Origin of the sequence: Chitinophaga tropicalis (assembly GCF_009758205.1) — a bacterium.
GTDB lineage: Bacteria > Bacteroidota > Bacteroidia > Chitinophagales > Chitinophagaceae > Chitinophaga > Chitinophaga tropicalis.
In genome coordinates this window covers 84,111-98,929 of sequence record NZ_WRXN01000007.1, presented here as the reverse complement: position 1 = coordinate 98,929, position 14,819 = coordinate 84,111, and the positions used below count along the sequence as shown (strand labels likewise).

The 14,819-nt window shown below is 47.7% G+C and carries 10 protein-coding genes; 8 read left to right on the top strand and 2 right to left on the bottom strand.

Annotation, left to right across the window (positions count from 1 at the left end):
• Nucleotides 1-88: 88 nt before the first annotated feature.
• Entirely contained in the window at nucleotides 89-829 is a 741-nt protein-coding gene (gene surE / locus GO493_RS17045; RefSeq protein WP_157307428.1) for a 5'/3'-nucleotidase SurE, read from the bottom strand.
• A gap of 61 nt (nucleotides 830-890) precedes the next feature.
• On the opposite strand from surE, the gene GO493_RS17040 reads away from it, so the two are divergent.
• From GO493_RS17040 to GO493_RS17015, 6 genes are all read left to right on the top strand, one after another.
• Nucleotides 891-1,796: a diacylglycerol/lipid kinase family protein gene (locus GO493_RS17040; RefSeq protein WP_157307427.1), complete on the top strand. Its 906-nt coding sequence runs from the start codon at nucleotides 891-893 to the stop codon at nucleotides 1,794-1,796.
• A 221-nt stretch (nucleotides 1,797-2,017) separates the two neighbouring features.
• Complete coding sequence (locus GO493_RS17035) at nucleotides 2,018-2,959, top strand: ABC transporter ATP-binding protein (protein ID WP_157307426.1); 942 nt, start codon at nucleotides 2,018-2,020, stop codon at nucleotides 2,957-2,959.
• Nucleotides 2,960-3,047: 88 nt separating this feature from the next.
• Complete coding sequence (locus tag GO493_RS17030; protein ID WP_157307425.1) at nucleotides 3,048-4,751, top strand: 3'-5' exonuclease; 1,704 nt, start codon at nucleotides 3,048-3,050, stop codon at nucleotides 4,749-4,751.
• Between the two features lie 140 nt (nucleotides 4,752-4,891).
• Nucleotides 4,892-5,524 (top strand): (2Fe-2S)-binding protein, encoded by a 633-nt coding sequence (locus GO493_RS17025; RefSeq protein WP_157307424.1) that lies wholly within the window; start codon nucleotides 4,892-4,894, stop codon nucleotides 5,522-5,524.
• Nucleotides 5,521-6,504 carry an FAD binding domain-containing protein gene (locus GO493_RS17020; protein WP_157307423.1) on the top strand — a complete coding sequence of 328 codons (984 nt, stop codon included), beginning with the start codon at nucleotides 5,521-5,523 and terminating at the stop codon, nucleotides 6,502-6,504. Before GO493_RS17025 ends, GO493_RS17020 begins: the two co-directional genes overlap by 4 nt.
• Nucleotides 6,505-6,515: 11 nt before the next feature.
• Nucleotides 6,516-8,657, top strand: a complete 2,142-nt coding sequence (locus GO493_RS17015) for a xanthine dehydrogenase family protein molybdopterin-binding subunit (protein ID WP_157307422.1) — start codon at nucleotides 6,516-6,518, stop codon at nucleotides 8,655-8,657.
• A gap of 275 nt (nucleotides 8,658-8,932) precedes the next feature.
• On the opposite strand, the gene GO493_RS17010 is transcribed toward GO493_RS17015, so the two are convergent.
• Nucleotides 8,933-9,568, bottom strand: a complete 636-nt coding sequence (locus GO493_RS17010; protein WP_157307421.1) for an OmpW/AlkL family protein — start codon at nucleotides 9,566-9,568, stop codon at nucleotides 8,933-8,935.
• Nucleotides 9,569-9,820: 252 nt separating this feature from the next.
• On the opposite strand from GO493_RS17010, the gene recD reads away from it, so the two are divergent.
• Complete coding sequence (gene recD / locus GO493_RS17005; RefSeq protein WP_157307420.1) at nucleotides 9,821-11,623, top strand: exodeoxyribonuclease V subunit alpha; 1,803 nt, start codon at nucleotides 9,821-9,823, stop codon at nucleotides 11,621-11,623.
• Nucleotides 11,624-11,626: 3 nt separating this feature from the next.
• Nucleotides 11,627-14,818, top strand: a complete 3,192-nt coding sequence (gene recC, locus GO493_RS17000; RefSeq protein ID WP_157307419.1) for an exodeoxyribonuclease V subunit gamma — start codon at nucleotides 11,627-11,629, stop codon at nucleotides 14,816-14,818.
• Nucleotide 14,819: the final 1 nt, after the last annotated feature.

The following is a 14,819-nucleotide window of genomic DNA, read 5'->3' as shown; positions in this document are numbered from 1 at the left end:
TACTGAATTTGTTGTTGTGGAAAGTGTAGTCATATTTGTCCGCTTATGGTCTGAACAGTGTCCATATACGGACACTGTCCGGACATCTTTATTTTGACATTGCATGGCTGTTCAATGCAGCCTGCAGCTCTGCCTCATTTGTAAGATCAAGCCGCAGCGGAGTAATGGATACAAAATCATTTTCTACCGCCCATCTGTCTGTGCCCTCCTCCGCCGGTTCCAGCGGAGTGACGGTAAACCAGTAATGTTTCCTGTTCATAGGATCAGTGCCCGGCACTATCTTCCCGTCGTATAGTCTTACAGACTGCCTTGTCCACCGTATATCTTTAGGATGCTGCGGGAAGTTGACATTAAAAAGGCTTAACCCCGGTTTTTCCAGCAGCTCCTCCAGTACCTGAGACACATAAGGCGCAATCACATCAAAATTAGGTTCTGTTTTACCCACTGGGGTGCTAAGTGCAATGCCTTTTATTCCCAGTAGTACAGCCTGCTTGGCGGCAGCCAATGTACCGGAATGCCACATGCCGTTACCCAGGTTGGGCCCCAGGTTAATCCCCGAAAGCACTACATCGGTCTTTGACCATAGATGTGTACCAAGCGCCACACAATCTGCCGGGGTGCCATTTACACGATATGCTGTTATCCCGCCAAAACTAATGGGAGATGGTTTATAGGAAAGAGGCCTTGAATGCGTTACAGCATGACCCATGGAAGACTGCTCTACATCCGGCGCTACTATCCTTACTTCTCCGAAGCTGGACGCTATCCGGGCCAGTGCTGCTATCCCCGGACTATAAATTCCGTCGTCGTTTGTGATAAGTATTCTCATACCCGAATGGTCGCTAAATTCATGCCACTGGTAGTGGTATTCTTTTTGTCTTATATGCGTTATGAAGGCAAATTTGTTGCACAATCCCAAAGCTGGTGATAAAGACCATTCAGAAGCAGAACTGGTAGACCTGATCAGGTCGCACGGAATAGATTGTATATATTCTTCATCAAAAAAAGATTGGTGGGACGATCTGGACCCTGCATCCGATTTTGTGATCATTGCCGGAGGCGATGGTACAGTTAGGAAAGTGATACTGCGCTTCCTGCAGGGTAAAGCAGGAAAGAAACAGTATCCCCTGGCATTGCTGCCCATGGGTACCGCTAATAATATCAGCAGGTCTGTCAACTCTTCCGGTCAGCTGGAACATATCATCGCTTCCTGGCATAAGGAACGTATCAGAAAATTTGACGTAGGCCAGATAAACGGCTTCAAAGAACATGTATACTTCCTTGAAGGTATTGGCTTCGGCGTATTCCCTGTGCTGATGGATAGCATGAAGGAGAAGGAAAAGAAAGCCAGGAAAGAGCCTCCCCCGGAAGAAAAACTGCGCTCAGACCTGGAACAGCTGTATGACATTGTCACTACCTACCCTGTTGCAGCCTGCCAGCTGGAAATAGATGGCAGAGACTATTCCGGAAAATATATCCTGCTGGAAATTATGAATATCCGCTCCGTTGGCCCGGGCCTGAACATCAATAAAGATGCAGATGTGGGAGATGGTAAACTCGAAGTGATCATGATAGGGGAGGATAAACGGAAATCTTTTGCAGCTTACATCAAAGATTGTATAACGTCAGATGTACAGAAGGATTTTGACCTGCCTGTCATAAAAGGACAGCAGATAAAGGTAATATGGGATGATATACACGGACACATTGATGATGAACTTATTAAAGTAGACAGGCAAAAAGGTTACATGATAAATGTATTAAAAAGGGAATTACAGTTTTTAGTACCGGATTGATTTGGGATTTCAGTGAGCTTACCACTATATCTCAATTCCTCATAATTAATCGCTGGATTTTAGCCAGCCGGAGGCCAGATCCCTCCCCCTCAGGAAAAATGCTTTTGCTGCAGGCAAAAGCATTTTTTATACTTGCGTGATGCTACCAGATATACTAATTTAGCGCAAACAAAAATGAAGAAGATAGTCACTTTAGCAGTGTCTTTCTGTACAAAATATATATGAACTTAATCTATGTATCAGACGCCCGCAAACGGGAAGGAGAAGAAGAAGTACTGAAAGGCGTCAGCTTTACTCAAAAAGAATTTCAGAAAATAGCAATAGCCGGAGAATCCGGTTGCGGTAAAAGCACCCTGTTAAAGATCATAGCAGGTCTTACACAAGCCGATGGCGGCGAAGTATTATTTGCAAATGAACGTGTAAAAGGACCATTAGAAAGACTATTACCCGGTCAACCCGGCATAGCCTACCTCTCACAACACTTTGAACTACGCAACCATTACAGGATGGAAGAGATCCTGGAATATGCAAATCTGTTGACTGACGAAGAAGCAGAAGAACTATACAAGCTATGCCATATATCGCACCTCATGAAACGGAAGAACGACCAGCTCTCGGGCGGCGAAAAACAACGCATAGCACTGGCAAGACTGTTAACCACAGCACCCCGTTTACTTATCCTCGACGAGCCCTTTTCTAACCTCGACCCTATCCTCAAAGAAACTTTAAAAACAATCATCCGCAATATCAGTGATAAACTAAAGATCACCTGTCTGCTCGTATCTCACGATCCCCTGGATACACTCGGCTGGGCGGAAGAGATCATCGTCATGAAGGAAGGAAGAATAGTACAGCAGGGACCGCCGGAAAAGATATACCATCAACCGGTGGATGAATATGTAGCAGGATTGTTCGGGAAGTATAATCTTGTAGAGATGAATGGAAAAAGAGCCTTTGTACGCCCCGAAAATTTCCGGATAGTAACAGGAAAAGAAGTTGCATTGAAGGGAACGGTAAAAGCTGTTCATTTCATGGGAAGTACATACGAACTGGAAGTGGCATTATCACAACAGATAGTAACAGTAAAGGTAGATAACGGGCATTTTGTAAAAGGAGAAACAGTTCAGCTGGCATTATCCCCGGAAGATATCTGGTATATTTAGTGGGTAGATAACGAATATGTTAATGACTGAACTTTCAAATTGTATGGGTTGGAAATTTGATTATCATTTCTTACCGTAAATTCGCCCCATGAATCTGACCCAGGAACAGGCCGCTATTATTAAAAGCAGCGGAAACATCAAGATCGTAGCGGTTGCAGGCGCCGGCAAAACCACCACATTAATAGAATACGCAAAGTCCCGTAAAGGACAACGTATTTTATACCTTGCCTTCAACAAAACGGTTAAACTCGAAGCAGAAAAGAAATTTGCAGAAAAGAACCTGGATCACGTGCGGGTTGAAACAGCCCACTCACTTGCTTTCTCTTACATTGTAAGAGGTTCAGGATATACATTGAAGTCAGAAGGATATAAAGTCCCCGAGATCGTAGATATTTTGAACCTGAGAGGCCTCAGGGGAAAACACACAGAATATATCTTAGCCAATCATATCAACGCTTACCTTTCATATTTCTGTAACAGCGCTCCGGCAAAAGTACAGGACCTCGATTATGAAGAGACTGTAACAGATACTGAAGCTAAAGAATTTGCTACAAAATATAAAAAAGATATCCAGCATCAGACAAGGTTGTTCCTCGATAAAATGAATAAAGGGGAAATACCTATTACACACGATTTTTACCTGAAGAAATTCCAGCTGAGCAAACCTATCCTGCCATTCGACGTGATCCTGTTTGACGAAGGACAGGACGCCTCCGGCGCTATGCTGGACGTATTCATGTCCCAACCAGCTACAAAGGTACTGGTAGGAGATACTCATCAGCAGATCTACGCCTGGCGTTACGCTGTCAACTCACTCGAAAAAGTAAATTTCCCCTTCTTCACACTTACAAACAGTTTCCGGTTTGACCAGGACATTGCAGATCTTGCCACATATGTCATCAACTGGAAAAATTTTTACAGTGATCAGCTGGAACTGAAGATCACCGGTCACGGCAAAACAGGCAAAGGAAAAACCAGGGCGGTTGTTGCACGCACCAACGCCGGCCTGCTGGTAAAAGCGATAGAACTGCTGATAGAAAAGAAAGAGATCAGGAGCCTTTATTTCGAAGGCAGGATAGAGAGCTATACCTACGCCGGTGAAGGCGCCAGCATATATGATATCCTCAACCTGCATACGGGAGACAGAGACCGTATCCGTGACAAAACCATCGCCGGTATGAGCAGTATGGATGAGCTGGAAGATTATATCAAAAGCGCAGGTGAAACACAGATGGGCATGCTCGTGGAAGTAGTGAAAAAATACGGCGTGAAAATACCCGGTTATATCAAAAAACTAAAGGATAGCCACCTGGACCATGACGACAAAGAAAAAGCTGATATGATCTTTTCTACCGTACACCGCTGCAAAGGCATGGAATATGATGAAGTAACACTGGCCGGCGATTTCATGAGCCGTGATAAAGTGCTCAAACTTTCCGAAGGCAGGGACCCGGTAGTACTGGCCCGTTTAAATGAAGAGATCAACCTGTTATATGTAGCTATTACAAGAGCCCGCAAACACCTGTATATCCCCGAAGAGATACTGACAGGCGTCAAAGCAGCTCCCGTAGCACAGAAAGGAACACCCAAAGGGAAAAAGATCAGCACCTACGCTTACGCCGGCGATGGCGAGAAAAAACAGAATGCCAATACTAACTGGACACCATCCGACGACAGGCGGCTGGAACAACTCTTTAATGAAGGAAGACCAGTACCCTACCTGGCAAAGGTATTTAACCGCTCAAACGGTGCCATTGCCATGCGGTTAAAGAAATTAGGTGTTATCGGATAACACCCCCTTATCCCGAAAGCCTCGTTGTATATCATTTTATATAGCGATTACTATCTAAATAAGAAGTAACTTTTTCCTGTGCCGCCGGTATAATTTTGGTGGCAATTACTGTACTTTTTACTATTCAATAACCTGTTTTTATGAGCGACCAACTTAAAAATGCAGAGGAATATACCTCCGGCACTTCACGCCGGTCCTTTCTCAAGCAGTCCTCTCTCATCACTGCAATAGCCCTTGCGCCAAATGCTGTGGTGAAAGCAGCTGAAGAAGGGCTTGACGAAAAGATTGCAGCCGCTATCGAGCAAATGCCGCTGAATGTAACCATCAACGGCGTAAAGCAAAACCTGAAAATAGAGCCCCGTGTTACCCTGCTGGACCTGTTGCGGGAACGTCTGCAGCTGACAGGCACCAAGAAAGGTTGTGATCATGGACAATGTGGGGCCTGTACAGTACATATAGACGGACAACGTGTCAACTCCTGCCTTACCCTGGCTGTTACCACAGAAGGGAAGCAGGTGACCACTATAGAAGGGCTGGCCCACGGAGAAGAGCTGCATCCCATGCAGCAGGCCTTCCTTGACCATGACGGCTTCCAGTGCGGCTACTGCACGCCCGGCCAGATCATGTCAGCCGTTTGCTGCATCCGGGAAGGACACGCTGACTCGCCCGAAGAAATAAGGGAATATATGAGCGGTAATATTTGCCGCTGTGGTGCATATTCCAACATTGTTGACGCTATTATGGACGTAAAACAGGGAGGGAAAAAAGTATGAACCAGTTCACTTACACAAGGGTCTCTACCAAAGACACAGCCATTGCTGCATTGGCGAAAGATAAAACAGCCATGTTCCTGGCCGGTGGTACCAACCTTATAGACCTGATGAAAAGCGGGGTGACCAGTCCTGAAAGACTGGTCGACATTAACGCCCTGCCACTGGCTACAATAGAAGAAACCAAAACAGGCCTCCGCATAGGAGCGCTGGCAAAAAATTCTGTGGTAGCAGAAGATAAACTTATATTGAAACACTTCCCGCTGTTATCACAGGCGCTGAGTGCAGGCGCCTCCCCGCAGCTGCGTAATATGGCAACCGTAGGCGGTAATATGATGCAACGCACCCGTTGCCACTATTTCTACGACCTGGCCCTGCCCTGCAACAAGAGACAACCCGGCAGGGGCTGTGGCGCCCTGGGAGGCTTCAACCGTATGCATGCCATCTTTGGTACAAGTGAACTGTGCATTGCTGTACACCCCAGCGATATGTGTGTAGCCCTGACGGCTCTTGATGCCACCGTTCTCATAGCTGGCCCCAAAGGAGAAAGGACCATTCCCTTTGGCGAATTCCACCGTTTACCGGGAACCACCCCGGAGAAAGACAACACCCTCCAGCGCGGAGAATTGATCATGGCTGTGGATATTCCCTTCAATAAACTGGCAGATCATGCACATTACCTGAAAGTACGCGATCGTGCATCCTACGCTTTTGCCCTGGTATCAGTAGGCGCTGCACTGGATATCTCCGGTGGTAACATCCGCGAAGCCCGGCTGGCAATGGGAGGCGTGGCGCATAAACCCTGGCGGCTTACGGAGGCAGAAGCAGTCCTGAAAGGACAGCCTGCTACGGAAGATACTTTCCGTAAAGCCGCTGAAGCAGCAATGAAAGGTGCAAGATCTTTCGGCGGTAATGATTTCAAACTCACCCTCGCTCCCAATACTATCGTGGAAGCACTGAAAACAGCTTCCGGCAGGGTATAAAAACTAACTCCATGAAAAACGATATCCAGAATAAGCCTATCAACCGTGTCGATGGTCGGGCCAAAGTAACGGGAGCGGCTAAATACTTCGCTGAAATTGAAGTACCAGGTATGACACACTGCGTAATGGTCACCAGCACCATTACCCGTGGCTCTATTACCAGTATTGATACAAAACAGGCAGAAAGAGCTCCCGGCGTACTGGCTGTCCTTACACATCTCAACATGCCCGCCATCCCGGGATGGGCTGCCGATAACAGCAAACCTTCCTCCGGTGGAGAGAAACTGCGTCTCCTGGGCAGCGACAAAATACTGTTCAACGGTCAGCCTATAGCATTGGTAATAGCTGACACACTGGAGCGTGCACAATACGCCGCTACATTGGTAAAGACTATCTACAAAAAAGAAGCGCATAAGACAGATCTCGCAAAACATAAGACTGAAGTACATATGCCTTCCCGCCTGGGCGACTACTCCCGTGGTGATGCAAACGCACACAGCACTGCTCCGGTTACACTGAAAGCAGATTATGTAATACCCATAGAAGTACACAACCCTATGGAGCTGCATGGAGTGCTGGCCCTATGGGATGGAGAAGATAAAGTGACCGTATGGACTAAAACCCAGGGGGTAAAAGATACGCAGGAAACCATAACTGCTGCTTTCAAACTGGAAGAAAAAAACGTACAGGTGCACTCCGAATTTGTAGGCGGCGGCTTCGGAATGGGATTGCGTACATGGCCACAGGATATAGTGGTGATAGCGGCCGCAAAAAAACTGAAACGTCCTGTAAAACTGGTAATGACCCGGCAGCAGATGTTCACCATGGTAGGTTATCGCCCTTACACATTGCAGCACATCAGCATGGGCGCTACTGCAGATGGAAAGTTATCAGGCATGTATCATGAAGCCATAGGGGAAACCGCCAGCTATGAAGATTTTACTGAAGCCACAGTCAGAATGACAAGGTTCATGTATGCCTGCCCTAACGTTACTACCAAATACCGCATTGTACCGCTTGACAGAGGCGTACCTATCTGGATGCGTGGCCCCGGAGAAGCTACCGGTGCTTTTGCCTTGGAATCTGCTATAGATGAAATGGCGTATAAAGTGAACATGGACCCGGTAGAATTCAGGATCCTCAACTTTGCAGAAACAGACCCTGAGAGAAATAAGCCATTTTCCAGCAATCACCTGAAAGAAGCTTATCAGCTGGGAGCTGAAAAGATTGGATGGTTCAAACGTAATCGCCAGCCCCGTTCTATGAAAGAAGGGGATTGGCTCGTAGGATATGGCATGAGCACAGGCGTATTTGGCGCCTATCGCGGGGGCTCTACCTGCAGGGCACAATTGAATGGCGATGGCTCCCTGGTACTACAAAGTGCTACTGCCGATATTGGCCCCGGTACCGGTACTGCTATGGTGCAGATTGCACATGAGGTGACTGGTTTACCAATAGAAAAGATCCGTTTCGAACTGGGAGATTCCTCTTTACCTCCTTCCGGTAGCCAGGGTGGCTCCGCTACAGTCTCCACAGTTGGTTCTGCTGTATATGATGTATGTACGGCACTGAAAGAGATGATGGCGGCTAAAGGACTGTCCTTTGAGAACGGCGCTGTCAAAGGTAACATCAAAGACGTACTGGCTGCAGACGGAAAGCCTTACCTGGAAGTAACAAAGGAATCGAAAGGAGGCGCTGAACAACAGAAGTATTCCATGTACTCCTTCTCCATTCATTTTACAGAAGTACATGTGCATCCCGGAACAGGCGTTGTACGTGTGAAGCGTGTAGTAACAGTGGCAGATTCAGGTCGCATCGTCAGCCCCAAAACAGCAGCCAGCCAGATGATAGGAGGTGTGACAGGAGGAATTGGTATGGCATTGACAGAAGAAGCGATTATCGACCACCGTTACGGCCGTTTCGTGAATAACAACCTGGCAGACTATCATGTGCCCGTAAGTGCAGATGTACCGCATATTGAAACTATCTTCATAGACAAACCTGATCCCATTATTAATCCTATGGGCTCAAAAGGTATGGGAGAGATAGCATTGATAGGCTTCTCTGCCGCCGTGGCCAATGCAGTGTATCATGCCACAGGTAAAAGGATCAGGGAACTGCCCATAACACCGGATAAGATATTGGCTGTGTAGGACGCCTGAATTGCAATTTTCCGGCTGAATATGATGTTTTTAATTGATTGGTTATCAATGATTATAGCGGAAGTCCACCTCATGTCCACATCACATCCACATCATATCCATGGTTCCTTCTATGTTCATTCGATGTTCCTGTATTGATCATGGCAGGATCCTGCCAGGTAACAATTTTAAACCAAAAACAATGAGCTGCGCGAAAGAGCAGCTCATTGTTTTGTGTATCACCATATTTGAAGTTCAGCAGGACTTCTCCTGCTTCATATGTATCCTTAAAACTTAAATCCGGCCCCAACACTCAGCAACCACGGATTGATCTTCGTATCCGCATGTACAGTAGCCCCTCCAGCCACTTCCGGCACTGTAGTCACCGTATTCTCCGTTTTCAGCCAGATCTTCTTCGCATCAATATTGATAAACCATTTCTTGCTGATATCTATATCAACCCCCAGCTGGGTAGCAAACCCGAATTGATTCTTATAGGAAATATCAGCAATGGCAGGACCCTCTTTTACCCCATAGAAAATAGTATAGTTCACACCTGCACCTGCATAGGGTAAAATACCCTTACCCACAGGCTGATGATACAGGAACGTGAGGGTAGGAGGCAGCAGCCATACCTTCCCCAGATCTACATCCCCCAGTGCAGTACCTGTAGCAGTAACTTTATGCCTGGTAGTTCCCAGTATCAGGTTGGCAGATACCCGGTTGAAAAGGAAGTAAGTGAAATCCAGTTCAGGGATAACAGTATTGGAGATATCAGCACTGCCGCCAATAGTGCTGATAGTGGCGCTGGCATCAGGAATTACCGCAGTAGCTCTCAAACGCGCACGCCATTCCCCTTTCTGCTGGGCAAATACTGATAAACTGAGGCAACATAGAACATTGAATAATAGTACTTTTTTCATAAATGTGATTTGGTTTCTTGGTCTCACAAACCTAGATCAGACCAGGAACCGAAAAGGTGATGAAAAACAGGTATCCTACTGATTCTGAGGATTTAACCAGCTGATATTGCTCAGATAAATGCTTCCGGGATATATAAGGGGTTGATACTAAACCAGTATAGAGATGGTATAAGTTGTCCCCAAAAGGGGGAAAACTCCTATCCGCCCTTTAGGCAAAAAAGTAGGAATTTAGCGGAACCAGTGAAAGCGAGTATGCATACTATAAACGACGTCCATCAACAGTTTGCGGAGTATTTTGAAATACCTGCGCTGAAACCATACGCTTACCTTTTGTCCAGGAAGCTGAGTGAAGGGCATATCTGCCTGCACCTGGACAAACCGGTAGACCTGACGCCAGACCTGCCCGCTTTCTGTGAGAACATGACAACGGGCACAGGCCCCCTGCAACGCATTCCACTGGTAGCAAAAGACGGCAGCGATCAGCAACCATTTGTCCTCTATGGAAACAGGCTGTATCTCCAACGCTACTTCCGCTATGAAACTTCTTTCCTGCACCGTATCCGCCAATTCCTGGCAACAGAGAACGCTGCAATGAAAGAGAGACTGGCTGCACTGGAAACAAACCGCACATTCATTGCCGGACTGTTCGCAGCTAATACGGCAGTGGTAGAAGATAGCAGTGACCCGGCAGACTGGCAGCTGGCTGCCGCCATCACAGGCGTATTAAACAACTTTACCATCATAACCGGCGGCCCCGGTACCGGGAAAACAACTACCGTAGCCAGGATACTGGCCATACTCTACCTCCTGGACCCGCAGCTCAAAGTTGCGTTGGCAGCTCCCACGGGGAAAGCAGCTGCCCGTATGGCAGAAAGCTTGCGGAATGCCACCCTGCCCGTAGCAGAAGAGATCACAGAGAAGTTCAGAGAGCTTTCTCCCAGCACCATCCACCGCCTGCTGAAATCAAAGAGAGACAGCCCCTACTTTGTTCACGACGCTGCCAATCCTTTGAACTACGACGTTGTGATAGTAGACGAATGCTCCATGATAGACGTGGCACTGTTCGCAAAACTGCTGGACGCTATAGGGCGCGATACGCGCATTATCCTGCTGGGCGACAAAGACCAGCTTGCCTCTGTAGAAGCCGGCAGCCTGTTCGGAGATCTCTGCCAGGCACAGGACACACTGAACCTCTTCAGCACAGAAAGAGTGGCGTTGATCAATTCATTCATCACCACTCCCGGCAGGCAGCTTCCCGCTGCGCAGATCACCACAGATACCAGCCACCCGCTGTTCCAGCACCTGGTAGAGCTGCGCCGCAGTCACCGGTTTACCGGCCACAAAGGCATAGGCAAGTTCAGTAAGGCCATCATCGCCAATAACCAGGAAGCGCTCCAGGGCTTTCTGATATCCGGGGCAGATGAACAGGTGATGATAGACCAGGAATATTCCAAAGATATGTTCGAACAGTTTGTAACAGGATACAGCGCATTCATCGTCGAAAAAGATATCCGCACCGCCCTGCAGAAAATGAACGATCTGCGGGTCCTTTGCGCTATCCGCGATGGCGACGAAGGCCTCTATGCTATTAACAGGGATATTGAAAAGATCCTGCATGATAAAAGGCTGATCAGGGTGAATGCAACGTTCTACGAAAACCGCCCCATCATCCTGACACGCAACTATTACGAACATGGGCTTTTTAACGGCGATACCGGCATTATCCGCTATGATGAAGATGGTACGCTCATGGCCTGGTTTGAAGACAGCAATGGCGATCTTAAAGCCGTTTTACCCGGTTACCTCACCGAGGCGGAAACAGTGTTCGCCATGACCATTCATAAAAGCCAGGGCTCCGAGTTCAGGGAAGTACTGGTCATATTACCCACAGCGGCGGATATACCCATTCTCACAAGAGAATTGCTGTACACCGGCGTAACAAGGGCTAAACAAAAAGTATACGTTCAGGCCACTGCCAATGTATTGTCGCAGACGGCCGCACGTTTTGTGGAAAGGGCTTCCGGCATCGGCGCCCGCTTTATGGAAGAGCAATAGATTATGGCATTATATCTGAAAGTGTCCAACTCACTGGAAAGCTTATCCCGGGAATTGGCACAGGTACTTAAAAGATCACATAGCCGGGTGTTTGAACAACATCTGATCGTTACCCAGACAGAGGGTATGAACAACTGGCTGAAACTGCAGATGGCAGCATATCTCGGTATTGCTGCCAATTGCCGTTTCCTCAAACCCAACGATCTTATCCACCAGATCTATTTCCTGATGGATGGCCAGTACTCAGAAATGCTCTCCGGCAGGAACCTCACCTGGCTGCTCTTTAAACTGCTGGGAGAAGAAGAGTTCCGCCAGCGCTTTGAATCAGTAGCATCCTATTATCATCATACAGAACCTGACAGCGACCTCAAAAGAATGGCGCTGGCAGAAAGAACGGCCGACCTTTTCGACCAGTACCAGATCTACCGCCCCGAAATGATCAGGGAATGGAATGATGCTGCCGATGATCCGCTGTCTGACCCGGAATGGCAGCAATACCTCTGGAGTAAAGCCAAAAAAGTATCCGGCAACATGCTGCCAGATAAAACAGTAGTAGGACAACATATCCTCGAAGCATTAAAAGACCCGCTCCTGCAGGACACCCTGGTGCAACGCATGCATACCGTACACCTGTTCGGCCTGTCCATCATCACAGCATATCACGTACAGATCCTGCACGAGCTGTCTTCTTTCATAGATATTCACTTTCACATCATCAACCCCTCCCCGGAACTTTACTGGTTTGATGACAGAAGCGAAAAGCAACTGGCCCGCTGGCGACTGAAAGGCCAGCCCATCCTTGAATCAGATGTTGCCGGTAATGCCCTGCTCATGGGGTGGGGAAGGGTAGTCCAGGATACCTTCGGGCTCTTTTTCAAATACGATGCCTTCGTCAACGCGTATGACAGCATAGACGTCAAAATACCGGAGGCAGACAGCCTGCTGCATAAGATACAGCAGGACATATTCGCCAACGCCTCGGAAGACCGGAACCTTATCATGCCCGACGATGTGGAGGATGGCTCCATCACCATTAACAACTGCTACACCATTGCCCGCGAAGTAGAAGTACTGTACAACTACCTCGTTCACCTTGTTGACAAAAGAAAAGAAACATTATCTCCCCGCGATATTGTCGTAATGGTAAGAGATATTGATGCATACGCGCCTTATATCAAAGCCGTATTCAACAACGCTCCCTACCAGTTCCGGTATACTATTGCTGACGAAAGCTATGCCGACAGCGATAACCTCTTCAACGCCCTGCACGCCATCCTCAAAATGAATGAAGAGAACTTCAAAGCAGAAGAAGTGCTGCAGCTGCTGGACTCCAGCTATATCAGGAAACGGTTCAACATCAACAACGTACCGCTCATCCGCAGCGTGGTAGACGCCGCTAATATCCGCTTCGGCATCTATGGTGAGCATACTGACGAAACACACCTGGTAAGCTGGAAATACGGTATTAAAAGGATCATGTACGGCATCTGCATGAGCGGTGGTGCCGAATACGGAACAGGAGAAGAAAGCTTCTTCCCGCTGGATATGCTGGAAGGAAGTGATAGCCTGGAAGTGGTCCGCTTCTGCCACTTCGCAGAAGTACTGATGGATGTTGTGGAAGAACGGAAGAAAGCCAGAAGCATCACCGGATGGGTGACCTATATCGAGAACGTCCTGCACAACATGGTATACGAGCCGGAAGAAGAAATGGATGAGGACTACAATACCCTCATGGAACAGCTGACAGACTATAACCTGCTGAATGAATACATGAGCGATACCGTTGCTTTCGATGTATTCAGCCATAACTTCCTGCAAACGCTGACAGGTACTACCCGCACCGGGCTTTTTGTGAATGGAGGCATTACCTTCTGCTCTCTCATCCCCATGCGTAGTATTCCCTTTAAGGTTGTGGCTATGCTGGGGCTCGACTATGATAAGTTTCCCCGCAGGGAACATCCCGTCGGATTTAACCTGATGGAAAAGAACCGCCAGCGGGGCGACCGTAACGTAAAAGACAACGATAAGCACCTCTTCCTGGAAACCATCCTTTCCGCACGTCAATACCTCTACATCAGTTACGTAGGCCAAAGCGCAAAAGACAACAGCCGCATGCCGCCCTCTGCACTGGTAGATGAACTGCTGGACTATGTGGAGGCCGGTGCAGAATGGCCGGAAGAAGTAAGGAGCAAGCTGGTAACAAAACAGCCATTACAGGGCTTCAGCCGTAAATATGAAATGGGGGATGAACGGCTGTACAGTTACCTGAACACTCCGGTAGAAGAAACACCCGTTACCAAACAGGGAAAAGTGATGGAGCCCGTTGTAAAAGATGAGATCAGCCTGGATGAACTGGTACGTTTCTTTAAAAATCCTTTCAAAGAATATTATAACAAAGTACTGGGCATCTATTATCACGATGAACAGGTACTGTTGAGCGATACCGAGATCTTCCATCTGGACAGCCTGCAGAAGTGGAACCTGAAGAATGAATTACTGCAGATGGATACTAACGCCATCGCCAATATGAAAATAAGGCTGGTGAAAACAGGAAAGCTGCCACTCAAAAATATGGCATATGTTGCCCTGCAGCAAATAGAATCTGAAGTAAGACCTGTAAGGGACCGCTACCAGGAATGTACCGGAGGTGCGGAAGAAGAGGTATTGCAGGTCATGCTTGACCTTGACGGTATCATGCTTAAAGGCACCATCAAAAGCGTGTTCAATGACAAGCTGGTGCAGGTGTCCTGGTCAAAACGTGAAGATAAATACCTCATGGAAGCATATATCCGTTACCTGGCTGGTACAGCTGCGGGTTTGCTGACAGGGCTCAGCTTTATTTCCGGTACATTGCGCAGGGAAGTCTATCATGCCATCCCATTATCAAAGGAAGAAGCCAGGCAACGGCTATCTGCATTGGTGAAGATCTACAGCGAAGGCTTTGAACGCATCTCGCCTTTCTACCCTGACCTGGATATTAAACCTGCCGATCTTGCAGAGCTGGACTTCGACAAGTTTACTAAGAAGGTAGAAAAGGCATTTTCCAACAGGAGCGACTTTGTGCCCGACCCTTATATCTCCCGTGAATATGAAAATGGATTCTTTACAGCAGAATCCCAGCTGGAAAGATATAAGCAGATCTGCGGACATTTACTGGTGCCGCTGGCAGAACTGGTGCCGGGTTATTATAACTGAT